This window comes from Yokenella regensburgei (assembly GCF_051486985.1).
In the GTDB taxonomy this organism is placed as follows: domain Bacteria; phylum Pseudomonadota; class Gammaproteobacteria; order Enterobacterales; family Enterobacteriaceae; genus CBFFRJ01.
In genome coordinates this window covers 61,586-86,666 of record NZ_JAHVDV010000009.1, presented here as the reverse complement: position 1 = coordinate 86,666, position 25,081 = coordinate 61,586, and the positions used below count along the sequence as shown (strand labels likewise).

At 56.0% G+C, this 25,081-nt stretch carries 19 protein-coding genes; 6 read left to right on the top strand and 13 right to left on the bottom strand.

Annotated features, from left to right (window positions below; genetic code table 11):
* Positions 1-44: 44 nt before the first annotated feature.
* Positions 45-848: an inositol-1-monophosphatase gene (gene suhB, locus KXR87_RS08805; RefSeq protein WP_437431885.1), complete on the top strand. Its 804-nt coding sequence runs from the start codon at positions 45-47 to the stop codon at positions 846-848.
* Positions 849-911: 63 nt separating this feature from the next.
* Here the strand turns inward: suhB and KXR87_RS08800 are convergent, their stop codons facing one another.
* Entirely contained in the window at positions 912-1,892 is a 981-nt protein-coding gene (locus tag KXR87_RS08800; RefSeq protein ID WP_437431884.1) for a nickel/cobalt transporter, read from the bottom strand.
* Entirely contained in the window at positions 1,883-2,521 is a 639-nt protein-coding gene (locus KXR87_RS08795; RefSeq protein ID WP_437431883.1) for a DUF1007 family protein, read from the bottom strand. Before KXR87_RS08795 ends, KXR87_RS08800 begins: the two co-directional genes overlap by 10 nt.
* 124 nt (positions 2,522-2,645) lie before the next feature.
* Between KXR87_RS08795 and csiE the strand changes: the two genes are divergently transcribed.
* A complete protein-coding gene (csiE, locus tag KXR87_RS08790) occupies positions 2,646-3,923 on the top strand; it encodes a stationary phase inducible protein CsiE (protein ID WP_437431882.1) in 1,278 nt (425 codons plus the stop codon).
* On the opposite strand, the gene KXR87_RS08785 is transcribed toward csiE, so the two are convergent.
* The 3 genes from KXR87_RS08785 to KXR87_RS08775 all read right to left on the bottom strand — a co-directional run bounded on the left by KXR87_RS08785 (position 3,920) and on the right by KXR87_RS08775 (position 9,375).
* On the bottom strand, positions 3,920-5,059 hold the full coding sequence (locus KXR87_RS08785; RefSeq protein WP_437431930.1) for a 3-phenylpropionate MFS transporter: 1,140 nt from the start codon (positions 5,057-5,059) through the stop codon (positions 3,920-3,922). The two genes, csiE and KXR87_RS08785, sit on opposite strands and share 4 nt — an antisense overlap.
* 99 nt (positions 5,060-5,158) lie before the next feature.
* Positions 5,159-6,022, bottom strand: a complete 864-nt coding sequence (locus KXR87_RS08780) for an aldose 1-epimerase (protein ID WP_437431881.1) — start codon at positions 6,020-6,022, stop codon at positions 5,159-5,161.
* A gap of 71 nt (positions 6,023-6,093) precedes the next feature.
* Entirely contained in the window at positions 6,094-9,375 is a 3,282-nt protein-coding gene (locus tag KXR87_RS08775; protein WP_437431880.1) for a DUF5107 domain-containing protein, read from the bottom strand.
* A 117-nt stretch (positions 9,376-9,492) separates the two neighbouring features.
* Between KXR87_RS08775 and KXR87_RS08770 the strand changes: the two genes are divergently transcribed.
* A complete protein-coding gene (locus KXR87_RS08770) occupies positions 9,493-10,686 on the top strand; it encodes an ROK family protein (RefSeq protein WP_437431879.1) in 1,194 nt (397 codons plus the stop codon).
* Positions 10,687-10,844: 158 nt separating this feature from the next.
* Complete coding sequence (locus tag KXR87_RS08765) at positions 10,845-11,171, top strand: hypothetical protein (RefSeq protein WP_437431878.1); 327 nt, start codon at positions 10,845-10,847, stop codon at positions 11,169-11,171.
* A gap of 40 nt (positions 11,172-11,211) precedes the next feature.
* Here KXR87_RS08765 and glyA read toward each other — a convergent pair whose 3' ends face one another.
* On the bottom strand, positions 11,212-12,465 hold the full coding sequence (gene glyA / locus KXR87_RS08760) for a serine hydroxymethyltransferase (protein WP_437431877.1): 1,254 nt from the start codon (positions 12,463-12,465) through the stop codon (positions 11,212-11,214).
* A gap of 312 nt (positions 12,466-12,777) precedes the next feature.
* On the opposite strand from glyA, the gene hmpA reads away from it, so the two are divergent.
* The gene (gene hmpA, locus KXR87_RS08755) at positions 12,778-13,968 is read left to right on the top strand and encodes an NO-inducible flavohemoprotein (RefSeq protein ID WP_437431876.1); all 1,191 of its coding nucleotides are present in this window, start codon (positions 12,778-12,780) and stop codon (positions 13,966-13,968) included.
* Between the two features lie 38 nt (positions 13,969-14,006).
* Here the strand turns inward: hmpA and glnB are convergent, their stop codons facing one another.
* From glnB to KXR87_RS08730, 5 genes are all read right to left on the bottom strand, one after another.
* A complete protein-coding gene (glnB, locus tag KXR87_RS08750; RefSeq protein WP_002438074.1) occupies positions 14,007-14,345 on the bottom strand; it encodes a nitrogen regulatory protein P-II in 339 nt (112 codons plus the stop codon).
* Positions 14,346-14,419: 74 nt separating this feature from the next.
* Entirely contained in the window at positions 14,420-15,757 is a 1,338-nt protein-coding gene (gene glrR / locus KXR87_RS08745) for a two-component system response regulator GlrR (RefSeq protein ID WP_437431875.1), read from the bottom strand.
* Entirely contained in the window at positions 15,754-16,488 is a 735-nt protein-coding gene (qseG, locus tag KXR87_RS08740; protein WP_437431874.1) for a two-component system QseEF-associated lipoprotein QseG, read from the bottom strand. Before qseG ends, glrR begins: the two co-directional genes overlap by 4 nt.
* Complete coding sequence (qseE, locus tag KXR87_RS08735) at positions 16,485-17,921, bottom strand: two component system sensor histidine kinase QseE/GlrK (protein WP_437431873.1); 1,437 nt, start codon at positions 17,919-17,921, stop codon at positions 16,485-16,487. The genes qseG and qseE overlap by 4 nt, the downstream gene beginning before the upstream one ends.
* 504 nt (positions 17,922-18,425) lie before the next feature.
* Positions 18,426-20,126, bottom strand: coding sequence for a reverse transcriptase family protein (locus KXR87_RS08730; protein WP_437431872.1), 1,701 nt, complete (start codon positions 20,124-20,126; stop codon positions 18,426-18,428).
* A gap of 41 nt (positions 20,127-20,167) precedes the next feature.
* Between KXR87_RS08730 and KXR87_RS08725 the strand changes: the two genes are divergently transcribed.
* Positions 20,168-20,293, top strand: a complete 126-nt coding sequence (locus tag KXR87_RS08725) for a hypothetical protein (protein ID WP_437431871.1) — start codon at positions 20,168-20,170, stop codon at positions 20,291-20,293.
* Between the two features lie 151 nt (positions 20,294-20,444).
* On the opposite strand, the gene KXR87_RS08720 is transcribed toward KXR87_RS08725, so the two are convergent.
* Together KXR87_RS08720 and KXR87_RS08715 are read right to left on the bottom strand one after the other, a co-directional pair.
* Positions 20,445-22,067, bottom strand: a complete 1,623-nt coding sequence (locus tag KXR87_RS08720) for a hypothetical protein (RefSeq protein ID WP_437431870.1) — start codon at positions 22,065-22,067, stop codon at positions 20,445-20,447.
* Positions 22,057-25,071 (bottom strand): WGR domain-containing protein, encoded by a 3,015-nt coding sequence (locus KXR87_RS08715; protein ID WP_437431869.1) that lies wholly within the window; start codon positions 25,069-25,071, stop codon positions 22,057-22,059. Before KXR87_RS08715 ends, KXR87_RS08720 begins: the two co-directional genes overlap by 11 nt.
* Positions 25,072-25,081 lie beyond the last annotated feature (10 nt).

Here is a 25,081-nt window from a genome sequence, read left to right as displayed (position 1 = left end):
TACGCGCCGTTTTCCCGTTCTTTAACATCCAGTGAGAGAGACCGATGCATCCGATGCTGACCATCGCCGTGCGCGCAGCGCGCAAGGCGGGTAATGTAATTGCCAAACACTACGAAACACCTGACTCCGTAGAATCCAGCCAGAAAGGCAGCAATGACTTTGTGACTAACGTCGATAAAGCCGCAGAAGCGATTATTATCGAAACCATTCGCAAATCTTACCCGCAACACTCCATCGTCACCGAAGAAAGCGGTGAACATGAAGGCGCAGATCAGGATGTTCAATGGGTTATCGATCCACTGGATGGCACCACCAACTTTATCAAACGCCTTCCCCACTTCTCCGTCTCCATCGCCGTACGCATTAAAGGTCGTACTGAAGTCGCGGTGGTTTACGATCCTATGCGCAACGAACTGTTCACCGCAACGCGCGGTCAGGGCGCACAGCTGAACGGTTACCGTCTGCGCGGCAGCAATGCGCGTGACCTCGATGGCACCATTCTGGCGACAGGCTTCCCGTTCAAAGTGAAGCAGCATGCAGCCCCTTACATTAATATCGTCGGTAAGCTGTTCACCGAGTGCGCGGACTTCCGTCGCACCGGCTCTGCGGCGCTGGATCTGGCCTATGTGGCCGCTGGTCGCGTTGATGGTTTCTTCGAAATCGGCCTGAAGCCCTGGGATTTTGCTGCTGGCGAACTGCTGGTACGTGAAGCAGGCGGTCTGGTATGTGATTTCACCGGTGGCCACGGCTACATGATGAGCGGTAACCTCGTTGCCGGTAACCCGCGCGTCGTTAAAGCTATGCTGGCCAGCATGCGTGACGAACTGAGTGAAGCGCTGAAGCGTTAATTCGGTTGAGGCTTTCTCCCTCGCCCCTTTGGGGTGAGGGCATCTGGCCCCCTCCCCTTCACCTCAAAACGGCCTTATCCCTCTGCCTTGCGGCACTGCACTCATCCACATCACTACCGCAGCCGCTATTAACACCATCCCCCCTGCTAATGCCAGCGTCGTCCACCCTACCTGTTTCCACACGGCGGGCGTTTTACTGCCGCTCAGTTTTACCGCCAGGGTACGAAAACTATGCACAAGTAGCGCCAGCGAGCTGATGGTCAGTGCGGTGCCTGCGGCCATCGCCATTGCCGACGCCACTCCCCAGCCAAACACGCCGACCACCTTGCTGAACAGCAGCACCATTATCGCCCCCGAACAGGGTCGCATGCCCATCGAAAGCACAATCACCAGCCGGGCGCGCCAGTCGTCACCCTGCTGTAATTGCTGAGGTGTCGGCAGATGCTGATGTCCGCAGCCGCACTGTTCATGGTGAACATGATGAGGGGTAAAGGTTTTAAAGGTCGGTTTGCGTAAAATACCATGCAGTTTTTTAAGCGCCCGCCAGCAGAGCAACAGTCCTAATACCCCCACCAGCGCATAGCTTCCCTTCTCCAGCCAGAAACTGCCGAGAGGAAGCTGCCGCGCGGGCAGAGCCAGCACCTGGAGCACCACAACCACCAGCAGCACTGCCACCAGGCCCTGCAGTAATGAAGAGGCAAGCGTAAGGCCCATGCTGGATTTCAACTTAGACGGGTGGGTGGCAAGCCAGGTCGTGATCACCACTTTCCCGTGCCCCGGCCCCAGTGCATGCAATACCCCATAAAGGAAGCTCACCAGCAGCAGCGAACTTCCGGCTCGGGTCGGGTTATCCGCCACGCCTTGTAATAGCGAGCTGAGTTGCTGGTTAAATTCCCGCTGCCAGACAATGCTTTCGCGCAGCACCTGCGGCCAGGCCTGCCAGAGCCAGGCACCACCCACCGCTGCCAGCACCAGAAAAAGAGCCAGCGGCCACCACTGGCGAACACCTGTCTTTTGCAAACGCGCGGCGGATATCACTGACATTGCAGCGTCACCGTCTGTGCAAATTGTTTACCCAGCTCCATACTCTCCTCCGGCGCATCGGCCTTATCCAGCGACTGAGCATAGTCCAGGACATCGTCGCCAGGATGTGGCGTGTGCAGGCTCAGCTTACATTTTGCGCGCAGTTCAGCAGCCAGGGTTACGTCGCTATCGTGTTCATAGCTCATATCCACATAATAGGTAGGATCAAAGGTGGAGAAAGTGTAACTCTGCCCATTAAGCGTCTGGGGTGCGGCAAGCGGAAGGGCAAAGGTCAGTACGGCCTGGTGCCCCTCTCTCTCCATGCCATAATGCAGAGGACGGTTAACAAACCTCACTTTTTTGCCGTTGTGCCAGACCTCCGTGAAATAGTGCTGTCCAAGCACATTGGCCATGACCTCGGCGGCCAGTTTTTTCCATATTTCGTCCCCGGGTCTGGCATCTCCGGCATCGTAAAGTAGATCAGCCGAGGTGATTTCATCCATCGTCCAGCGCATCAGAAGCCCGGTCCACTGACCATTCTCCACCATTACTTCGGTTTTCAGACGGATAAAACTATGGGGATGCGCCGTCACCGCGGACGATAAAAACGTGAGAATAAGCCCTAAGGCATACGGTTTCACTGCTTGCATGTCTTCCTCACGATATAAATTCTGTGATGTTCTCCGGCATTCCTGAGGTAAAGGGCTGCGGCTGCGCTTTCGTCAATCATACCTTTAGCTATTCTTATCGAACACCCTAACTGGAACTTCGCAGATGACAATCGTAATGACGCCACCATCTGTGCTCTCCAGTCCGCAGCGCCGCTGCCAGGTGCTACTACTGCTTGCGTTACCGGGGCAGACGGTCACCACGGAAATCATTCGCGCCGTCAATGGCGTTGACGAAGAGATCGCGCGTCAGGATATCGCCGACACCGATCATGAGATCCAGCGCTACCATCGGCTCACTATTGCGTCCCAACAGGACGGAAGCTATCGGATTGAAGGCACAACCCTTGACCAACGTTTATGCCAGCTACAGTGGCTTCGACGCGGCCTGCGTCTGTGTCCACACTTTATTTCCGAGCACTACACGCCAGCCCTGAAATCGGCGCTGAAACAGCAGGGCATTGCCCGCACGCTTTACGACGACACCAATCTTCGCGCGCTGATTAATCTCTGCGCTCGTCGGCTGCAGCGCTCATTTGAGTCTCGGGATATGCAGTTTCTGGGCCTCTATCTGCAGTATTGTCTGCTGCAGAGCCATGCTGGCTTCTCACCAGAATTTAACCCGGTGCAGCATGCCTGGACGCAAATGCGGGCTGAATACGTCGTAGCGCAAGAGATTGTGCGCCACTGGCAGCGACGCGTCGCTGCCCTCCCCCCGGACAATGAACATGCATTCCTCGCCCTGCTGTTTATGATGCTGCGCACGCCCGACCCCCTGAACGACAGCCACCAGGAGGATCATCGCCTCCGGCAGGCCATTGTCAGTATGGTCGCTCTTTTTCGTCAGCGCGCTGGCTTGCACTTTAGCGACGAACAGGGTCTCACCGATCAGCTTTATGTCCATATCACGCAGGCGCTGGACCGCCATCTCTTCGGCATTGGTATTGATAATAGCCTCCAGGAAGAGATAGTACGCCTTTATCCCCGGCTCATTCGCACAACCCGCGAGGCGTTAGCGCCCCTTGAGGCTGAATATGGGCTGCGTTTCAGTGATGAAGAGGCCGGCCTGGTGGCAGTGATTTTTGGTGCCTGGCTGATGCAGGAAGCGGAGCTGCATGAAAAGCAGGTGGTGCTGATAACGGGCAACGAGCCGGAGAGGGAGCAGGAAATTGAGCTGCAACTACGCGAGTTGACGCTGCTGCCGCTCAATATCAAATACCTGCCGGTGCGTGAGTTTAAAAAGCAGGGGGCCCCCCGTGACGTAACGGTAATTGTCACCCCTTACGCCACGCCGCTGCCGCTGTTCTCCGCGCCGCTTATCCATACGGATCAGTCGCTGAGCGAACACCAGCAGCAGCATATTCGTACTATGCTGGAGTCCTAACGCTGCAAGGTGACTTTCGGGCGCAGGAACAGCGCCGGAAGTGCCAGCAGTGCCATTACCCAGAAGAGGCCCTGGTGAAGATGCTGGTACAGGAACCCTGACACCATCGTCATCAGGGCAATACTGCCCCCCATCGCCACGGCGGAGTAAATAGCCTGCAGGCGGATAATTTCACTTTCCTTACGCGCGGCGATATAACGCATGCCCGCCAGATGGCAGACGGTAAAGGTGCCGCAGTGGAGTATCTGCACCACGATCAGCCACGGCAGATCGGTCGTCCATCCCATCAATCCCCAGCGTGCCAGTCCGCTTACAGCCGAAAGAAGCAGTAAATCACGAGCGCTGAAGCGGCGGAACAGCCGGTTGCTCAGCGTAAAGACCACCACTTCCGCCACCACGCCAAGCGACCATAAATACCCGACGGTCGAGGCAGAGTACCCGGCTTCCTGCCAGTAGAGCGCACTGAAGCCGTAATAGGCGGCGTGTGCCCCCTGGAGCAGCGACACGCAGGCCAGAAAACGCCAGTTTTTAACCACCAGATCGCGCCAGGCCTGCCAGCCTGTGGCATCCTGATGACGCCTCTCCCCTTGCGGCAGAATCGACGGGCGAATCAACATGCCAAGCAGCATGGAGACCACACCGAGGGTAAGCATCGCCAGCACCGCACGGTAATCAAACTCGCTAACCAACTTGCCTGTTGCCGCCGAGCCAATCACAAACGCAATAGAACCCCAGACCCGCACCCGGCCGTAGTCCATCGGGAACTGTTTTTGCCAGGTATTTGCCAGCGCATCGGTTAGCGGCACCAGCGGGGAGAAGAAGAGGTTAAACCCGATAATCACCACCATCAGCCAGGCCACATTCGTGCCAGCCCAGAACCCGAGGGCGAACAGCAGGGTAATCAGTGCCAGAATACGTAAGGCTTTAATCAGCAGCGAAGGATTACTGACGCGTGGGGCAATCAACAGGCTGCCGAGAAAACGGGCCACCAGACCTGCACCAAGCAAAATACCGATGGTTTCAGGCGTCAGCCCTGTCCCTTTGAGCCAGACGCTCCAGAAGGGGAGAAAAATACCGTAGCTAAAAAAGTAGGTGAAGTAAGCGAGCGCCAGCCAGCGCGTGGACTGCAAGACCATGATTTCCTCCTGAATGGTGGCGATAGTCTGGAGGGAAACCGACGACCTTGCAAGCAACAATGCCATAACAGCCGGCCCTGTTGCGCGCAGGTCTGCTTTTCAGATCTGCAAGGTGATCACCATCGTCTGGCTGAAGCTTTCTCCCGGTTTAAGCGGCGTCAGATGCCCACCCCGGGGTCGGTGATGGTCGTCCGGCGCGTGGCTCATCGGTTCAAAACAGAAGGCGTCAAACGCATAGCCCTCCTCAAATTCAGGGGCGGAGACAAAAACAAAATAACAGGGGGCCGCCGGTGTCGTTTTTATCTGCAGACTGTAGCCCTGCTGGCTGATAAGTGCCTCACCGTTCCAGCCTGCAAAACCATTGTTAACCCACTGGCGCGGGAGTGCGTTGGGCTGTTGAAAATTTAACGCCGCAGGCAGGCTATCCTGATACTCACCTGCAAGCCACTGCTCGCGCTCCAGCCAGTAGCCGGTCGCTTGCGCCTGCAAACGCGTCTCCCTGGTCAGGGGAAAATAGGGATGCCAGCCGAGGCCAAACGGCAGCGTCTGCCTCCCCTCATTTTTTACGCTAAGCGTGACTGTCAGTGACGAGGCACCGAGAGTAAACCGCTGCTGCGCGAAATAACGGTAAACGCCGTGGTTATGCCGGTATGCCAGCGTCAGCGCGACTTTGGATTTCTGCCCGCACGTCCAGTGAGCCAGCCAGCCATCGCCGTGCAGATAATGGCGGTCCCACGCCACGTTTGGCTCAAGGCAACAGGGGGTTCCCTCCCACGTAAAGTGGTTCCCGCTGATGCGATTGCCGAAAGGCACCAGTGGGAAACAGGCAGACTCTGTCGCCACGCCGCTCTGTTTTCCGGGACGTAGCAGGGGCATATCCTGGTGCCAGAACCCCTCTATCACGCCTCCCTGTTCGGACACCATCAGCCGCAGCGTCCCGTTCTGTAAGCTGTGAATTGTCATCGCACTCCTCTTCCTCCAGGGGGTAGTCGGGTGCGGCGGTCAGGCCGCGCCCGGATTGCAGAACGCAGGCGCTAGCGAACAAGGTGCAGCACGTAAGGCATGACGCGCACGAAGAGCGCGGCTTTTGGCCAGGCGGGGTTAAGGGCGCTTAGCGCCGTGCAGGCCTCATGCCACTGTGGTTCATCGCCCATACCGGCTGCTGCCAGCGCCTGGATGTAGAGACATTTTTCCTGATGCTGCTGCTGGAGAGAGCCGTACAGCGAGAGCAGATCGGGTTGCGAGACGGCAAAAAAGTCGGCCTGTGCAGGTGTGTCTGCCATGTTGATTGCCCACTGCGCCATATCCGTAAACAGCGCGTCGGCAGCGGCGCCATCGCCAAGCATCCGCAGCGCCATCCCCTGCCAGAAGAGATAGTCCACGGGCTGATCGTTGTAATAGCTGTGAACATTGAGCGTGCGGTCGCCCTGCATGGCTTTTTGCCAGGCCACCTGCGCCTGCGCCTCGTCGCGTTGTAACCGGGCGCAAACGCCCAGCCAGAACCAGATGTCATTATCCGTCTGGCCGGGCAAGCGGCCTTCGCTCAGGTTTTCCGGGTAGCGTAAGGCGCCCATCAGCAAATGTTCTGCGCGGGCAGGTTGCCCGGCACCAATGGCCTCCCAGGCCTGAAGCAGTCTGTTGAGAATGAACTGGCTGGTGACTTTACCTTCCCCGCCTTCCCAGGGGTGGAATTTACGGCTTTCCAGCACACGAGTGGCGTTGTCGGTTTTACCGCACAGGTGCCAGAGGTTCAGTAACTCTGCCGTCATGTCATCGCGTTTCAGCGCGCATGCCAGATTCGCTTCCAGCCGGGCAAGCCGACTTTGGGGCGAGGCCCCGGCGAGTCTGGCGAGCAAATCACGCTCAAACAGCAAACGCGCATCATTCGGTAATAAACCACAGGCGGTGTCGAGGTAGCGGGTCGCTAAGACTTCATCCTGCTGTCTGTTCCAGGCATGAATGGCCAGACCGCGCCAGGCATCGGCCAGGCGGTCGTCCATCGCCACGCACTGCTGCCAGAGGGCAACGGCTTTTGCCTCACTGCGTTTGCTGTAATGGAAGCAGGCCAGCAGATGGCGGGCAAAAGCGCTCTCCTGCAGGGCGTTAAGGGCATCGACTTCATCAAGCGTATTCGGGAAACGGACAAAGCGCGGAAAGAGGTCAATCGCGCGGGCGATAAGCGGCGCCCGTTCGGCTTCAGGCAGCAGACTGGCCTGCATCAGGAGCGGCAAAGTACGTTCGCAGTTAAGCGTATTCAGCACGCTGAGCGCCTCGTCAGCCATTCCCCAGCTCAGTAACTGCCCGGCGGTGGTCAGCGCATTGATATCGCGCCCACCGCAGAGGTTGCGCCAGGTCGCGCGTGCGTCATCACTCCCCTCACTCTGCCATTGCAGCCACCACACCGTCGGGTTTAACGGGTAGTCGCGCCTTAACTGTGACAGCATCGCCACCGCATCGTTTTGCTGCCCGCTCAGTTGCAGTAGCCGGACCAGCAAACAGTGGGCCTCCTGGCAGCCAGGGCCAGCCCGCAGGCTCTGCTGGCAAAATGCAATCCCCTGCGCGTAGCGGCGATCGCGTGCAGCAAGCCGCGCCAGGCCGTAAAAACCAGCTGCTTTGCTGTTGCCGCTCCAGGTAGCACGCCAGAAATCCTCCTCCGCCTCTTTCCATCGTTGCAGGCGTTCACAGGCGCAGGCACGAATAAAACTGGCCATCCCGCACTGGGGATTTTTATTGAGCCGGTGTGCACGCGTTAACGCCTGGGTGGCAAAATCGACGGCACGAGCATAGTCGGCCCGGTTGTATTCAAGCGTTGCCAGCGCCAGGTTGCAGCGATAATCAAGTGGGTCGATCGCCACGCCGCGGGCGTAATAATCCAGAGCCGGGCGGCTGGCATGGTGGTACTGCTCAAGGTGTTGACCAATAAACCAGGCCTCGTCAGCGGAGGTAATGTCATCGGCGGCGGCAGGCGCCGTGGCGACATCCGGCAGCGGCATTTCGCCCGGCTGATGCTCTTCGTAGGCCAGCACTGTCGTACCCGTAGCATCAAAAAGCGTCAGGGTCAGCCGTGCCGGGTGAGCAACATCAAGCGCGCCCTGCGTCACTGAGACGGGCGTAAGGGTGACGTTTTCATCCAGTAACGGTGTCGGGTTGCCTGCTTCAGTAAGCGTCAGGCGATGCCCCGTTAACGGGGCGATGGCGTAGAGCCCCCACTCCAGCCCTGCTTCGTGTCGCTGGAGTTTCAGTACCGCATCCTGCGAGGCGTTATGCACCATACCGAGCGAATGGTAGGGCAGGAAATACTGTACGAAACGTTTTTCTTCATACGCATCCAGCCAGGTAAAATCGGGCTGGTTATCGGCAAAAATCCCGGTCATCAGTTCGATATAGGGACCGTTGTGGTCGGTGAGGCTACGATCCCAGGCCTGACCAAATTCGCTATGCCCCCAGCTCCACTGCTTTTTGCCGGGTGCTATGTGGTGATCGGCAACGTGCAGCAGTCCGCCATTTTCATCCTGCGACCAGGCACCAACAAAATCGTAGGCAGACTTTTCCGCCATATAGGAGGTCGGGACCGGTACGTTTTTATAGCGGGAGATATCGACACCGGCCGAATAATCGACTTTGTAATATGTCCCCGTGGCAATCGGGAAAGAGGAGACGGCGCGTTTACCATGATCGAACACGGCGGTCACATCTGGCGGGAAGACGCTCTGATGATCATCGCCCCCTTTCACTGCCGGGTTCGCCCACCACAGGAAATGGCGCGGCGTCGCATTAGCGTTGTAAACACGGCTGCCGATTTCCAGCGCCGCCCGCTCCGGCCGCAGAGTGAAGCCCGTCATGACCTGCAAGCCATGCATCGGCTCGGTTTCACCGACCCACACCGTTTTGCTGCCGTCCTCATGCTCTTCGAGCATAGAGTCCACCGGCATAAAGGTGGTTGGACGATGATGCTGCGGCCAGTTGAATTCGATACCCCCTGAGATCCACGGGCCGAGTAGCCCCACCAGCGCTGGCTTGATCACCTCATTGTGATAGACAAAATCGCGCTGTTTGACCTTATCGAATGCCTTCTGAACACGACCGCCAAGCTCAGGGAGGATCATGATTTTCAGATACTCATTTTCCAGCCAGACCGCCTGCCACGCTTTATCTGTCCGGCTGTCGCTCAGCGTGTCCGTCACGCCGTAAGGGTAAACCGCCCCGGTCGAGCCCTGGTAAACACGGTTTTCCAGAAACATGGGGTGAACATCCTGTGGACCGGTTTCATAAGTGGGGATAATGACGGTTTCGCGCCAGACTTTTACGGGTTCCATAGTGCCCTCTTTATTAATAAGACTTACTAAAACGGGGAGTTGTGGGCAGTCTGACAGACAAAGAAAAGGCGTTTTTGCATAATAATCACGCATTACACTAAACAAGGTTTAGTAAACATGAGCCTCTGCCTGACTCACCAACAGATTCGCCGCATCAATAAATGCGTGGTACTTGAGCATCTCTATCGTGAAAAGCGCGCCACTAAATCAAGCCTGGCGCGGCTGACGGGGCTCTCTGTCCCTGCCATCAGTAATATTCTGGATGATCTGGCGGCGGAGAACCGCGTACTGAACGTGGCGGATGATAAGCCCGCGCGCGGGCACAGCAGCGGATCCTGGCTTATCGCGCCGCATGGAGACTGGACGTTGTGCATGAACATTACGCCGACCAGCCTGGAGTGTCAGCTTGCCAACGCCTGCATGAGCCCAGAGGGAGCGTACCAACGCCATACGCTGAACGCGCCCCATCCTCAGGCCTTACTGACGGCCATTGAGCAGTGCTGGCAGCGCTACCGGAAAGCCTGGCCGGGGCATCGAATCAATCTTGCTCTCGGCGTACACGGGCAGGTCGATCCGCTCACTGGTGTGTCGCAAAATATGCCCCAGGCACCGTGGAGTGAACCGGTTGAACTGAAATATCTGCTGGAAGAGAAGCTGGGAGTCCGCGTAAGGGTCGATAACGACTGCGTGATGCTGGCGCTGGCGGAAAAGTGGCAGAACGCCGCGCAGGAGCGGGACTTCTGCGTGATCAATGTCGATTACGGCATCGGTTCATCCTTCGTGATTAACCAACGCATTTATCGTGGGACGCTCTACGGTAGTGGACAGATTGGTCACACCATCGTTAATCCCGACGGAATGGCCTGCGATTGTGGGCGCTATGGATGTCTGGAAACCGTTGCCTCGTTGAGCGCCCTGAAAAAACAGGCGCGGATCTGGCTGAAATCTCAACCGACTCCGGCTATCGACCCTGACACGCTTACCACCACGCAGTTACTTGCAGCCTTTAAGGCGGGAGATGCGCGGGTCCAGGCCTGGGTGGAAAACGCCGCCAGCGCCATTGGCCTGAGTTTGTATAACTTTCTCAATATCCTGAATATCAACCAGATATGGCTCTACGGGCGCAGCTGCGGATTTGGCGAGCGCTGGCTGAACGCCATTGTGCAACAGACGGGGTTAAACCCGTTTGATCAGGGCGGGAACCCACGCAATAAAACCACCCACATTGAAATGGGGCGGTTAAGCCGCGAGCAGCAGATCATGGGGATTGGTTATTTGTACGTCGAGGCGATGCTGAGCGAAATAATGTAATAGCCGGTGGTCTGGTATATGCCGTTCATTGATGCGCACTCGCACGGGTGTCGCCCCTGACGCCCCAATCATGCAGCCACATATTGGTAGTGGAACCGAATAAGGCGTCTGGCCTACACTGCGTTTATCCATCCCTTCAGTACAGTGGCGCCGCTCATATGCTTAAGCACCTCCTGCAAACTTTAAAAATGGGGTACGTTAAGGCGTTCGACTGCTATGGCAGGGATACGAAGCTTGAGTATCTGACGATTTTGTCCTTTCAGCAGTGCTGGTTTGCCTTTTACTTATGGCAGCCTTACACCAGCGACTACTCGTTAATTATCTTTCTGCTTTTTATCCTGCCGGTTGCGTCAAGCAATGCCCGCTGCATACGTTATTGCGGTTACTCCCGCGCGCTGTGCCTGCTGTGGTTTATTGCGCCTTATGTGCTGTTGTTCCTGCCTTTCATACTCAAAAAAAGGCAAGTGACGCCACTGACGCCATAAAAAAAGCCCGCTATGCGGGCTTTTTCATCACGCAACGGGCTTACGCGTAAACCGGGAAGCGCGCACAGATAGCCAGGACTTTCGCTTTGACGCTTTCGATAACAGTCTCATCGCTGATGTTATCCAGCACGTCACACATCCAGCCAGCCAGCTCTTTGACTTCCGCTTCTTTAAAGCCACGACGGGTTACCGCCGGAGAACCGATACGGATACCGGAGGTCACAAACGGGCTCTTCGGATCGTTCGGTACGCTGTTTTTATTCACGGTAATGTTGGCACGGCCCAGGGCGGCATCCGCTTCTTTACCGGTCAGGTTTTTATCCACCAGATCCAGCAGGAACAGGTGGTTTTCCGTGCCGCCAGACACTACTTTGTAACCACGGTTCAGGAACACTTCCACCATCGCTTTGGCGTTTTTCGCAACCTGCTGCTGGTAGACTTTGAACTCCGGCTCCATCGCTTCTTTGAGCGCCACTGCTTTTGCGGCGATAACGTGCATCAGCGGGCCGCCCTGCGCGCTTGGGAAGACAGCAGAGTTCAGTTTCTTATACAGCTCTTCGTCACCGCCCTTCGCCAGGATCAGGCCACCGCGCGGACCCGCCAGGGTTTTGTGGGTGGTAGTGGTCACCACGTGAGCGTGGGGGACCGGGTTCGGGTAAACGTCTGCGGCAATCAGACCGGCAACGTGGGCCATGTCAACGAACAGGTACGCGCCGATGCTGTCGGCGATTTCGCGCATTTTTGCCCAGTCAACGATACCGGAGTAGGCAGAGAAGCCGCCGATGATCATTTTCGGTTTGTGCTCTTTAGCCTGCTTCGCCATGTCTTCGTAATCAATTTTACCGGACTCATCAATACCGTAAGGAATGATGTTATAGAGCTTGCCGGAGAAGTTAACCGGAGAGCCGTGAGTCAGGTGGCCGCCCTGCGCCAGGTTCATGCCCAGAACGGTATCGCCCGGCTGCAGCAGTGCGGTATAGACCGCGAAGTTTGCCTGAGAACCGGAGTGCGGCTGCACGTTGGCATAGTCAGCACCAAACAGTTCTTTGGCACGGTCGATCGCCAGCTGCTCTACCACATCAACGTATTCGCAGCCACCGTAGTAACGTTTGCCCGGGTAACCTTCGGCATATTTATTAGTCAGCTGAGAACCCTGAGCCTGCATTACACGCGGGCTGGTGTAGTTTTCGGAGGCGATAAGTTCAATGTGCTCTTCCTGACGTACTTTTTCTTGCTCCATAGCCTGCCATAACTCGGCATCATAATCGGCAATGTTCATTTCACGCTTTAACATCCGCTTCTCCTGCTCAGCTAACAATAAAACCGCTTAAATTGAGGCCCGTTTTGGGGAACGGCTCACAGTATAACTGAATCAAATCTTGATAACAGGTCTTGACAAAGGTTTTTACGCAAACGATTGGCTGCCCGTCAGACAAGGGTTTATGAGATCAGTCACTTTGCCTTAGCAACGGAATTCTTTTCACCTTTGTGATGCAGCAACTTCATCTTGTTTTTACCGCATGCAGATAAAGGCTTTACAAACGCAGGGGTAAATCTATAACATGTATTTAAAATGCATGTTATAGAAAATCATAAGGAAGACATCATGCTCGACGCCCAAACCATCGCCACGGTAAAAGCCACCATTCCCCTGCTCCTGAAAACGGGTCCGAAACTGACCGCCCATTTTTACGATCGGATGTTTACCCACAACCCTGAGCTCAAAGAGATCTTTAACATGAGCAACCAGCGCAATGGTGACCAGCGGGAAGCGCTGTTTAATGCCATTGCCGCCTACGCCAGTAATCTGGATAACCTTGCTGCCCTGCTCCCTGCGGTAGAAAAAATTGCCCAAAAGCACACCAGCTTTCAGATAAAACCCGCCCAGTACAATATTGTGGGCGAGCATCTGCTGGCCACGCTCGATGAGATGTTCAGTCCGGGGGAGGCGGTGCTGGAAGCCTGGGGCAAAGCCTACGGCGTACTGGCAGGGGTATTCATTCAGCGCGAAGCGCAGCTCTATCAGCAGAATGTTGAGAAAACCGGCGGCTGGGAAGGCACCCGCGCGTTTCGTCTGGTCGCCAAAAAACCACAAAGCGCGCTTATCACCAGTTTTGAATTCGCCCCTGTAGATGGTGGCAAGGTCGCTGACTACCAGCCGGGGCAGTATGTTGGCATCTGGCTGAAGCCCAAAGCTTTCGCCTTTCAGGAGATCCGCCAGTATTCCCTGACTCGCGCCGCCAATGGCAATACCTACCGCATCGCGGTAAAACGTGAAGAGGGTGGCCAGGTTTCCACCTGGCTACATCAACATGCCCGTGAAGGGGATATTGTGCACCTGGCCGCGCCCGCAGGGGATTTCTTCCTGACGGTTGCCCCCACAACGCCTGTTACGCTGATTTCCGCAGGCGTAGGCCAGACCCCTATGTTGGCGATGCTGGATAGCCTGGCACAGGCTAAGCATCAGGCTCAGGTTAACTGGTTTCATGCATCGGAAAATGGTTCAGTACATGCTTTTGCCGATGAAGTGGCCGCACACGGCAGCGCCCTGCCGCGCTTTCTATCACACGTCTGGTATCGTGAACCTGCCGCTGAAGATAAAGCGGCGGCACGATTCAGCCATGAAGGTCTGATGGATTTAGCGCAGTATGAAGAGGCAGTCAGCGACCCGGATATGCAGTTCTATCTCTGCGGGCCTGTAGCCTTTATGCAGTTTGCCGCGACGCAGTTAGTGGGGCTGGGAATTAATACCGATAACATTCATTACGAATGTTTTGGTCCGCACAAGGTGCTGTAAAGCAGGAGGCCCCTCACCTCCGGGCGAGGGGCTAAAAATCAGATTGCCGCGTCATCCTCTTCGCCGGTACGAATACGTACCACGCGCGCGACATCAAAGACGAAAATCTTGCCATCACCGATTTTACCGGTCTGGGCGGTGCGGATAATGGTATCCACACAGGTGTCGACGATATCGTCGGTCACCACGATTTCAATTTTCACCTTCGGCAGAAAATCCACCATGTATTCCGCACCACGGTAAAGTTCAGTGTGGCCTTTCTGGCGACCAAAACCTTTTACTTCAGTTACCGTCATCCCGGTGATGCCAACTTCGGCCAGCGCTTCACGCACGTCATCCAGTTTGAAAGGTTTAATAATCGCATCAATCTTTTTCATGGTGGGTCCTTATACACGCTTGCCAGTAGTCGTCTTCGTAATCGGTTGCTCACACTACCATATCCGTAACGCCTTTACTCTTTAAAGTCGTTAGCATCGAGTTCATGCCGGGAGAGCAGTTTGTAAAATTCCGTTCGGTTGCGCCCCGCCATTCTTGCCGCATGGGTGACATTCCCCCTCGTGATTTGCAGCAGTTTACGCAGGTAGTTCAGTTCGAACTGATTGCGCGCTTCAACGAAGGTGGGCAGCGCGGTGTTCTCCCCTTCCAGTGCCTGTTCCACCAGCGCATCGCTGATGACCGGGGACGACGTAAGCGCCACGCACTGCTCAATCACATTTACCAGTTGACGAACGTTGCCGGGCCAGCCCGCAGTCATCAATCGTTTCAGGGCATCGGTTGAAAAGGCGCGCACAAAGGGTTTATGCCTGTCCGCGGACTGGCGTAAAAGATGGTTTGCCAGCAGCGGAATATCTTCCGCGCGCTCGGCAAGCGCTGGGATCTTTAGATTGACGACATTCAGGCGATAGAAGAGATCTTCGCGAAACTCGCCGCGCGACATCGCCTTCGGGAGATCCCGGTGAGTGGCGGAGATAATGCGCACATTGATGTCTATGTCACGGTTGCTGCCCAGCGGACGCACCTTGCGCTCCTGCAGCACACGCAGCAGTTTCACCTGCAACGGATTGGGCATATCGCCGATTTCATCCAGAAACAGGGTTCCCCCCTCCGCCGCCTGAAACAACCCTTCACGGCTACTGACCGCACCGGTGAAGGCGCCGCGCGCATGGCCGAAGAGTTCCGATTCCAGTAACTGCTCAGGCAGGGCACCGCAGTTGATGGCGATAAAGGCATTTTTACTGCGGGGACTGGCGTTGTGAATAGCCTGAGCAAGGATCTCTTTCCCGGTCCCGCTCTGGCCATTGATCAGCACGCTGACATCGGACTGCGCCACCATTTGCGCCTGCTCCAGCAAGCGCAACATCAATGGGCTACGGGTAATAATGGTTTCACGCCATTTATCGTCGGACACCGGGGCCGTATGCTCCAGCGCATCGTCTATCGCTTTATACAGCGCGTCTTTGTCTACAGGTTTGGTGAGGAAGCTGAATACCCCCTGCCGGGTGGCGGCTACCGCATCAGGAATGGAACCATGAGCCGTCAGAATAATAACCGGCATCCCCGGCTGAACCCGCTGGATTTCGGCAAACAACTGCATGCCGTCCATTTCGTCCATCCTGAGATCACTTATCACTAGGTCGACTTTTTCGCGCGCCAGGATCCGCAGCCCCTCCTGACCACTTTCTGCGGTGACAATACTGTAGCCCTCGCTGGTCAGGCGAAGCCCAAGCAGCTTCAACAGGCCCGGATCATCGTCCACCAGCAGGAGATGGGCAGGTTTTCGACGGGTCATGGCTTACCATCCTCAGGTTTTACATCGCTCCGTGACGGGTGCGCACTGTCCGGCAGATCGTTTCCGGCAGGTTTACGCGTGGAAAGCCGCCGTTCAATATCAGTCAGATTTTCCAGTTTGCGCGTTGTCGTTTCCAGCTGTTCACGTAAGAACTGCTGTTGCTGGCGCAATGCATCCAGTTCAGTGTCAGTTGTTTGCTGAAGTCTGGCGTAACGGCCCCGCTCTTCTGCAAGCTGTATCTGCAGAACTTCGCCGTCACGCCAGAGTTGATAGAGTGGACGCACCGGCGAGGGTATCTGCGGGCTTAGTGCATCCAGACGTGCAGCATTTTCGCGGCGTTCGACCGGCGTAATTTTGGCACTCGACAACAGAATGCCGCGCTTGAAGAGATCCTGCCAGGTTTCATCACCGTAAATGCGGGCTTCAGCACGTGCAGCGGCGGGTGCCAGGCGGCTGGCACAGTCCATGCCGCGCATCCAGAACAGGGGATTGGTATCAAAAACCTGACCGGAGAGCGACCAGATATCGTTGCAGTCGGCCATCAGAAAATCGGCTACCTGATGTTCAGGCACCTGTTCGCCCCGTTTTTCCCGTACAGCACTCTCCGGGGCCTGCATCACACAACCTGCCAGCAGAAGGCAGGGCAACGCTCGCCCTATCTTTTTGGACCATGACTTCACGTCAGTCACGCGGGTTAAAACGTGCGACATACTTAGCTTATTTCGCTTCATTTAATGGATTTTTCCGGGGCACTGAGCGGCAGCTCAATGCGAAAACAAACATCTGCGTGGCTGACAGCCACCAGATGTAATTCACCCTGCATACGACGAATACAGTCTCTGGCAATACTCAGACCCAGCCCGCTGCCTTTCACCGCCCCTTTTCGTTGATGGCTACCCTGAAAGAAGGGTTCGAAAATCATGCCGCGTTCCGCTTCCGGGATAGCGGTCCCGGTGTTTGATACGTCAATACGCAGTCGCGAGCTGGCAAGGTAACTGTGGATGTAAATGTTACCGGATTCAGCACCATAGTGCACCGCGTTAGAGTAAAGATTATCCAGTACGCTCATCAGTAACATGGGTTCGGCAATGCAGCTTTTCGCATCAAGGGTCACCTCGGTATGCATCATTTTAGCTCGCGCAGGCAGACTATGAGCAGAGATGACCATCTCCAGTAGCGGCGCTATTTCAACCTGTTCGAGTTCCACGGCGCTGTCCGCAAGCTTACGGTTGTAGTCAAGCAACTGCTCAATGAGCTTTTGCAGGTTGCGGCTGCTGTCGTCAAGAATATCGACCACTTCTTTCTGTTCTGCGGTTAACAGCCCCACAACCTCATCCGCAAGCAGTTCAGTGCCTTCGCGCATACTGGCCAGGGGCGTTTTTAGCTCATGGGAGAGGTGACGAAGAAACTGGTGGCGTTGCGACTCAAGCCAGGTAAGCCGCTCGCTGAGCCAGATAATGCGCTCGCCAACGTAGCGAAGCTCCCGTGGCCCTTTAAAAATCACGGTATGGCCAAGCGATCGTCCTTCCCCCAAACGATTGATCATTCGCTCAATGCCTTTTACCGGCCCGATAATCATGCGGGTAAAAAGCAGCACCATCGCGAGGCTGACCATAAAGAGCACCAGCGCCTGCCAGCCAAAAAACTGACCGCGCTCGGCAATGACCTGCTGCAACTGCTGGCCACGGGAGAAAACCACCTGACGAGTGGATTGCACCATCTCGGTATTGGCGGCGGCAAAGGCTTCGAGGCTGGCAGCGGCTTGCGGCGCCGGGCTGCTGTTTTTGCACTGCAGCTGCGCCAGTGCGCTTAAATCCTGGCGCAGCGCCTGGTACAATTTTTCATCAGGCAGGACGCCGGCATGAGCATCCAGCATTTCGCTGTAGCGCTTGAGCTGACTTTGATATACCCGTTGCAGCGTATGGTCGTCGAGCACGCAGTACTGACGATAACTACGCTCCATTTCGAGGGCGGCATTGGTCATCGCCTCGCTGCGCCGTGCGTCAATGAGCGTTGTCCGGTTAGTCAGTGCTGCCTGGGCACTCAGGGCATTCAGGCTTTGCCATGCCTGCCACGCCAGCACCAGCAGGGGCAGCAGAATCAACAGGAACGCCATCATAACGACCTGGCGAAGGGATCGGGGGAAAACAGGCCAGCGTTTCAACAGCTCGACTCTCTTAAAAACAGGTTTACAGGATGCTAGCTGAGTAACGCGCCGTGGGGAAGCCAGAAACAACAAAGCCGGGTATAAACCCGGCTTTGTGATGGAATAGGCGGTGCCTAACTCGACGTTTCGCCCGGGGTCTGAAAAAGCGAACTTTTATCAGCAGTTGGACGGCAGGCACCTTAAGTGCATCATTCGAAGTTTATGTAGCGCGTCCCGAAGGGGCTGACATAAGAGGGTGAATGAGCCACTGGTTTATATTATGCAACAGCCATGCCAGAATGCAAATTTATTTATTAACATATTGAAAATAAAGTCATTTACTCCAAAGCCATTCTGAATGCGACTGGATGATTTGCATGCTAACTGTCGCTGATTAGCAACACCCTCTGCTTCGCTTTTTCTGTTCTATATAAATCAATAACTTAAGTGTCTCCTTTTAGAGACACCTCGATCAGGCGTTTGTCGCATTTTCCCGACACTACAACATGACGTAGTTAACGTTTACAGCATTCGCGCCACGATAAACACCAGCAAAACAAGAATCAGCACCACCCAGAGCCGTAAGGGTGAACGCGGTGTTTCAGCCGTCGGGCGTGGCGGGTCATCAGGCGGCGTTTGCGGGACCGGGTTAACTGCCGCTACCGATACGGGCGCCAGGGCATCCTGTTGCCGGGCAGTTTTTTCCAGAACCGGTGCCGGGGAATGTTGTGCCTGCCACCAGTTTTCCCGCGGCGCTTCTCCCCGGGCGGCCTTCGCACGAAACAGCTTCTTATTCAGCGCCGTAATACGGCCCGGCGGAGTGGGATAGCCGTACTGCCGCTTAAGATCGGTGACCTGTTTTTGCAGGGCTATCCCTTTTTCAGGCGCTACCATCGCCACAAAGTTAGCGTATCCCTCGAGGCTCGCCATCAGTTCACCCGCCCCCCAGCGCTTTCCTTCGGTTCCATCTTTCGCAATCTGAAACAGCAGGGCACGAAATCGTTTTAGCGTTTTGCGATCCAGTGAGGGTTTTTCATTCACCACAATACCGGTCACTTCCTGCTTTTGGGATTTACGCATCACCCGCGTTTTAGCCGGATGAAGGGTGAATCCTTCATCCTTAACAATCTGCCTGCAGCGCCAGAGGAGTTGCTGAACATTGGCTGTGGATTGCGCACTGGAAAAGGTCATGTCATCAGCATAACGGGTATAAACAAAGCCGAGTTTGCGGGCCATCGCCTGCAGGCGGCTGTCGAGCCGTCGGCAGATAATATTGGAGATGGCCGGACTCGTTGGTGCCCCCTGCGGAAGGAGACGATTATCCTCCTGCACATACCAGGTTTCGCCATCCAGCATAACCTGCTCAACCTCAGGCTCTGTGGTTAACAGCGCAAGCTCTGTGGCGAGCTGCCCGGCATAACCTAACTGGCGAAACATCCCTCTGACACGGCGGTAGTTCACCGTCGGAAAAAAGTTTTCCATATCCAGGTTGACCACAATGGCCTGATTCACATGCGGCAGTGCGTTACTCAGAATGTTGCGACCATTCACAAAGCCGTGCGCGGCATCGTGCAACGTCACCCGGTTCAGAATGTTATCCAGGATCCAGTACTGCGCACGTTTCATTCGTGGCATCGGGGCCGAAATCAGCCGCTCGCCGCCGCTTTTTTTGGCAAGGGTAAAACGTCGGTAGTGATTGATGCGGGAAACATTTTTCTGAAAGCAGAGAAACCGCAACTCATTAAGGGTAATGCCCATCGCCGAGGCCAGTGCCTGGCTGTCAGCCAGCAGAGGCAGATGTTGTGCGCGTAGCCGGGCTTCGTTGTGCGCGGTATCCGCCAGATCAAACGAATAGCCCTCCCCAAGCCAGGTAATTTCCGTCTGCTGTTTCTGATGCCATTGCACTGCACGGGCATAACGCGCTTCATTACGGGCAATACGGGTTTGCTCTCGTTTCTCCAGCGCTGCTTTTTTCCGTGTCCTGTGCATCTCCCGTAACGCGAGCTGCGGGTCGCTGTAGAGCCGCTGCTTTTGCCCCAGTTCGGCCAGCTGTTTTTGTAACGCCGCGCGTTGCGAAATAAATTCCTTCGTGAGCGTCGGTTTTTCCTGGGTTTCATCCCAGAACCCAAGCCGGATCATTTCCGAAAGGATGTACTCCTCTTTGCTGGATTCACGGATACGTTCGTAAATTTGCTGGCGGGTGAGTTTTGGTGATTCAGACATAACGAACACTCCCTGAGCGTGATGCGCAAGCGGAGAGGGTGATGAACGGGAGGGGTAGCGGCGTGGCGGAACAGGTCTTCGAAGCGTTCCTGGTACTGAGGTTATCCACTCGACGCAGAGTGGAGTACCTGTCACTCATTGGCTTCGTTGAAGCCATACTGCAATAGTGACAGGTACTCACACTCTGCCCAGTGAAGATGACATCAGTGACGCGTGGGCAGTCATAAAACCTGAATGGCGATCCACCATCCGGGATGCAAGGTTCCTGCGCCACGCCGCTATTAAAATCGAGTATACCAGCTGAAAAAGTCCTTTTCATCATGCTTTTACCCTGACTGCCAGCCGCAATGCCAGCATATGTTCGCACGGACCGCGACGCAGGCGGTTCTGATGGTAAAAGTGGCAATTGCACTCCCCCGCCGTCAACCGCTGGTCTCCATCCAGAGTGAGGGAGACCCTGTAACGCACGGCGTTGTCCAGAACCTGCCCCTGACAGGCCATTCCTGCCGTATTGCCGGCGCAGTTTTCCACCTTGACGAGCCCGGCGTTGACGAAATTAACGGCTTTTTCTTCCCGTTCATGGCTGAAACGCAGCTGTTCCAGCGGAATGGGCTCCCGACAGAGGGCGCGTATACGGTAGACATCCTTGTTTAAGTCATACAGCACCTGCCCGCGCTGGCTGTAGCCCGCCAGCGCCGCTTTTACGATGCTCTCTTCCAGCCCAAGTTCGGCGGCAAGTGCGGCGCTTGACGCCAGGTGGCGCGTGCTGAGCGCCTGATAGACGCGCTCCAGCGTCAGGGTATCGACCGTCTGGCGTGGCGCGAGCAGATCAAAATTGCCCTGGGCCGACCAGTCGTTTGCGCTCCAGCCGGACAGGCCGAGCGTAAAACTCATCGCCCCTAAATCGGCTGTCCAGAATGAAGGCATTCCATCATCCAGAAGAGCGACATCAAATTTTTCAGCGACCGGGATCAGACGCTCAAGGATATGCAGCCTGCGCCGCCCCCAGATACGAATGGAACGCGGCTGGTCGCCGTTGTACAGCGAGCGGGGACAGACCAGCGTTTCGTTCCAGGGTTCGAAGATGATCCGCACCGGCTGGCCCGGCAACAGTTCAAAACGCAGCGACCGCGGTCCGTTTCGCTCTTTTTTACGCCTGAGCCGAAAGCAAATATTGTGCATATCCATAGGCTCAAGCGAGAAATTCACCTTTGGCAGAGTCATTGCTGAACTGACCTGTAAAAAGCCCCGCACCCAGCTGTCCGGCAGGTCGATCTTCTTCTCGTCGTATACCGTGCCATCGGTTTTTACGGCAAAGCCGTCCGGGTCGATTTTTAACTGCGTCGGGTGGTAATCACGGATCTTCTGAAACGCCTGGTAGAGACCTTCGGAATAGTCAATATTGGTCGTGCCAAAGGCATGCTCGCTGATATGGTTGAAAACATCGTAATGGCAGCTCAGTTTTCCATAGCTTGATTCATCCTCAGAAAAACATTCAAAGAACACTTCATCAGGATGTACGGTGATAACCGGGTCCAGCACATACCAGGCGTCGATATCGTTTTTATAGAGATAACTAAAATAGGCTTTTTGCGCCTGGTGATAAGGTGCAAGCAGAGTCGTGGCCGCTTTGTTCATGGCATCCAGTTGCCCGCTTAGCTTCCCGACCTCTTGTTCAAGCTGGCTTTTTTGCGCAATAAATGCCGCCAATAACCGCTGCTCTTCCCCCGCTAACCAGTTGCGATACTCGGTTTTGTCTTTCGGCCGGAAACGCATATCTGACACCACCACGTTATGCAGCGCCGAAATAGCCTCGCGAAACGCCAGCTTTTGCTTCAGTTCACCGACAAAAAACGTCGGTGGACGCAAGCTATCCGGCGAGAAGGTCAGTCCCGACGCCTGCGCGTGACTCTTTCCCTGATAGCGATAATTAACCTGCATGAGGCGCTCCTTGTCCGGGTCGGGTGATGATAGCCAGTGGTAGATTCAGATGAGGATGCTGCCGTTGCAGTTGCAACATCGCCTTAATCAGCGGGGCCTTGTCTTTCTGCACGACGGTCAGCGACAGGCGGGTGAGTAAAGAGGCAACCATTTCAAGCACCTGCGGACTCGCCGCCGCCTGCTGCGTCAGAAAGGCCAGGGTTCTGTCCTTCGCAACACGCCCACGGTTGACCTGAGATAGGATGGCCAGGAAACAGGGTTTCAGCGCCAGGATAACGGCGGGCTTTCCGGCCGCGTACTCTTCAAAAAAATGCGTCACGAACGTCTGTACCGTCAGAGAGGGGTGCTGGCTCAGCTTTAATAAATAGGTCTCTCCCTGCTCGTGCCGGAAGAAAGTCTGCAACAGCTCCCGCCCCCATGCCTGCACATCTTCACGGCTGCTGTCACACAGGTTAACAATCATATCCGGAGTCCATACGGAGTCAGGCATGTACTGGCGCAGATAGGCAAATCCGAATTCGCGGGTGGCAGGCCAGTCACTCTCGACAAGCCCCAGTGCGGCTTTACTCTGTTCCCGTAGCACATCGGGGTGTTCAGTAAAGGCCCGCAAGCCGTATGCGCGAACGTGATGGTCAGGATGATTTGCCAGCGCAACCCACTGACTAACGCTCCACTCTTGCGGCGAGCGGGTCTGGAGGATGGTATCGCCCAGTTTCTGCGCACCAGGCGACCTGGCGTTGAGCAGCCGCCAGAGCGTGTTGTTATCAAGCGTAGCCAGGCTGGCACTGAGCTTTTGCGTGAAGAAGCTCAGGAGCGCCTCATGCGTGCCCTCCTGTGGCTCCTTTTGAAAGACTAAAGGCAGCAGCGCCGTAAAAACATCAGGCGCATAGTGTTCCGCCAGCTGCCCCAGAAGGGCGAAGCAGGCCTGCCGCTCCTCCCTCTCTCCCTGACCGAGAAGCGCAATCAGATGGGGTAATTGCAATTGCAGCAACGCCGGACTCTGTTTACCCAACAGAGCGATACCAGCGGCGCGGATAGCCGCAACGGGAGACTGGTGAAGGTGCGCCAGAAGCGGTTGCGGGAGACGGTCCAGCGTGACATCGGACCCCACCAGCAACTCAGCAGCTAAAAGTTGTACGCCCGTATCGTCATGGGCCAGCAGCCCGCTGATGGCCTCTGTCGTCAGTAAGGGTAACGAAGCATGCAAATGGCTCATCATAATGGTAGCCAGCCAGAGCGCATGTTGTTCAGAAATACGGGTGTGCGCGGCGTTAAGCTGTAAAAAAAGCGCCTGCGTCAGCGACTCCTGCTGCTCAAGGGTCAGCGGCTGGCGGGCAAGGTGCCCTTCTGACCAACCTCTGATTTGCGCATCGTCAGCCAGCATAAGGGCAACCGCAAGCGCCGTGTCATCGAACAGGTCGCTCACGTTGTTCAGGTGGGTCAGTGCCAGGGCGCGAGCCTGTGGATGAGCGCAATGGATAAGCGCGACCAAAAGCGCAGGGCTAAGCGAACGGTCAGCCAGAAGCGACAGCACAAAATCAGCAATACGGGTAAAAGGGCGCGCCAGCAACTGGGTTAGCTGGCTCTCGGACAACGCCTCACAGAAACCCCGATTCTCTTGCAGTGCCCTGATTGCAAAGGCGCAGACCGCGTCACTGTCACTCGCGTTTAATAACATCAGCAACGCATCAGGCCGTTTATCCCATAATGCCGGAAACGCCTCATGACGGCTGTCGTCAGGGGTATCGTCAACCCGAAGCCATAATGCTCTTTGCCGGTGGCGCTGATAGTGAGGGTGACGCAAACGCAGAATGGCGTTCCATACGAAGAGATGCGCATCGCTGGTATAGACGCCCGCTTCACTCTGCTTTTCTGGCAGCAGACTCTCTTCCTGATAACGCAGCAGAATGGCGCAGGCCATATCGACATAACGCGTATCACCACGGGCACCGAGCCGACGCAGAGCGCGCCAGCTACGGCGACGCAGGTAATTGCGGGTTTTGCGCGAGTAAGCCAGCCGGCTGTCGTCACGCAACAGCTCCTGGCTGGGTTTAAGATAGCCCACGCCATTTACCCAGACGCCATCCCACTCGGCGGCGTAATATTCGCGCGTGGTATCAAAGCGCCAGGCCAGCAGCGCAAACATGGGGGCGTCGAGACGGAATTCCGCCATTTTGAACAGATAGCGTACCCCTTTAAACAGCCCGGGGCGCAGAGGCAAAGTGGTCAGGAGGCGAAGCAGGCTCTGGTGCAAGGGCACGCTCTCCAGGGCCGCCAGATAGAGCGTTTTCAGTAACGCGCTGGCATCCGGATTGTGCTCCGTTACCGTATGCCGGAGGCAGGCATCCAGTAACTCAGGGTCGTTAGCTGCTAAGGCATTGACCAGCTCCTGGGGTAACGCGGCCAGCAATTGCTCCCTTTGCAGCGCACTATCATCATCGTCGCCAAGGCGCAGGCACACTTCATACGCCAGGCTGCTTAATGGGGCAGAGTGGCTTGTCAGAAACGGCTTCACCCGCGTGAGGTGGCGTTGATTACCCACCCGGCCCAGCACCCAGAGGCGGGCGTAATTTTCCAGCCAGTGGTGCTGCTCGTTAAGCCCCTTTTCCAGCCAGTCGGCCAGCATGTCATCCGGCTGCTGCGGCAGTCGCCATATGCTGCGGGCACGCTGTTCGCTTGCGTTAATGCGATGGATTTGGCGCAGTAAGGTGGGTAACGACGAGGAGAAAGTGCTGACTGCGGACGGAGAAAGGGAACCGGCTTCAACGTAGCCTTTGTTGGTTTTGGCAACCACCACGCTTGCGAAAATAGCCTCGGCCTGGGCGAGATCAACGGGCGCAGGGGTTTTAGTCCCCTCCCGCAGCGTAGCGCCGCGTCGGCCATAGCGAAAATTCACCCAGTAACGATTTGCCTCGTTGCCTGGCTGTTCACAGAGATCCACCTCATAAACCTTGTCAGAGGCTCCCTGCGTAAAGCTTAATTTTACCTTTTTAATCAGCTTCATAACCGTCCCC

What these genes read in the sequence shown, in the direction of transcription:
- KXR87_RS08800 (WP_437431884.1), bottom strand. Translation starts at nt 1,892, where the DNA reads ATGTCAGTGATATCCGCCGCGCGTTTGCAAAAGACAGGTGTTCGCCAG.
- suhB (WP_437431885.1), top strand. Translation starts at nt 45, where the DNA reads ATGCATCCGATGCTGACCATCGCCGTGCGCGCAGCGCGCAAGGCGGGT.
- KXR87_RS08765 (WP_437431878.1), top strand. Translation starts at nt 10,845, where the DNA reads ATGCTTAAGCACCTCCTGCAAACTTTAAAAATGGGGTACGTTAAGGCG.
- KXR87_RS08720 (WP_437431870.1), bottom strand. Translation starts at nt 22,067, where the DNA reads ATGCAGGTTAATTATCGCTATCAGGGAAAGAGTCACGCGCAGGCGTCG.
- hmpA (WP_437431876.1), top strand. Translation starts at nt 12,778, where the DNA reads ATGCTCGACGCCCAAACCATCGCCACGGTAAAAGCCACCATTCCCCTG.
- glrR (WP_437431875.1), bottom strand. Translation starts at nt 15,757, where the DNA reads ATGACCCGTCGAAAACCTGCCCATCTCCTGCTGGTGGACGATGATCCG.
- KXR87_RS08770 (WP_437431879.1), top strand. Translation starts at nt 9,493, where the DNA reads ATGAGCCTCTGCCTGACTCACCAACAGATTCGCCGCATCAATAAATGC.
- KXR87_RS08715 (WP_437431869.1), bottom strand. Translation starts at nt 25,071, where the DNA reads ATGAAGCTGATTAAAAAGGTAAAATTAAGCTTTACGCAGGGAGCCTCT.
- KXR87_RS08785 (WP_437431930.1), bottom strand. Translation starts at nt 5,059, where the DNA reads ATGGTCTTGCAGTCCACGCGCTGGCTGGCGCTCGCTTACTTCACCTAC.
- KXR87_RS08795 (WP_437431883.1), bottom strand. Translation starts at nt 2,521, where the DNA reads ATGCAAGCAGTGAAACCGTATGCCTTAGGGCTTATTCTCACGTTTTTA.
- qseG (WP_437431874.1), bottom strand. Translation starts at nt 16,488, where the DNA reads ATGAAGCGAAATAAGCTAAGTATGTCGCACGTTTTAACCCGCGTGACT.
- glnB (WP_002438074.1), bottom strand. Translation starts at nt 14,345, where the DNA reads ATGAAAAAGATTGATGCGATTATTAAACCTTTCAAACTGGATGACGTG.
- csiE (WP_437431882.1), top strand. Translation starts at nt 2,646, where the DNA reads ATGACAATCGTAATGACGCCACCATCTGTGCTCTCCAGTCCGCAGCGC.
- glyA (WP_437431877.1), bottom strand. Translation starts at nt 12,465, where the DNA reads ATGTTAAAGCGTGAAATGAACATTGCCGATTATGATGCCGAGTTATGG.
- KXR87_RS08775 (WP_437431880.1), bottom strand. Translation starts at nt 9,375, where the DNA reads ATGGAACCCGTAAAAGTCTGGCGCGAAACCGTCATTATCCCCACTTAT.
- KXR87_RS08780 (WP_437431881.1), bottom strand. Translation starts at nt 6,022, where the DNA reads ATGACAATTCACAGCTTACAGAACGGGACGCTGCGGCTGATGGTGTCC.
- KXR87_RS08725 (WP_437431871.1), top strand. Translation starts at nt 20,168, where the DNA reads ATGAACGGGAGGGGTAGCGGCGTGGCGGAACAGGTCTTCGAAGCGTTC.
- KXR87_RS08730 (WP_437431872.1), bottom strand. Translation starts at nt 20,126, where the DNA reads ATGTCTGAATCACCAAAACTCACCCGCCAGCAAATTTACGAACGTATC.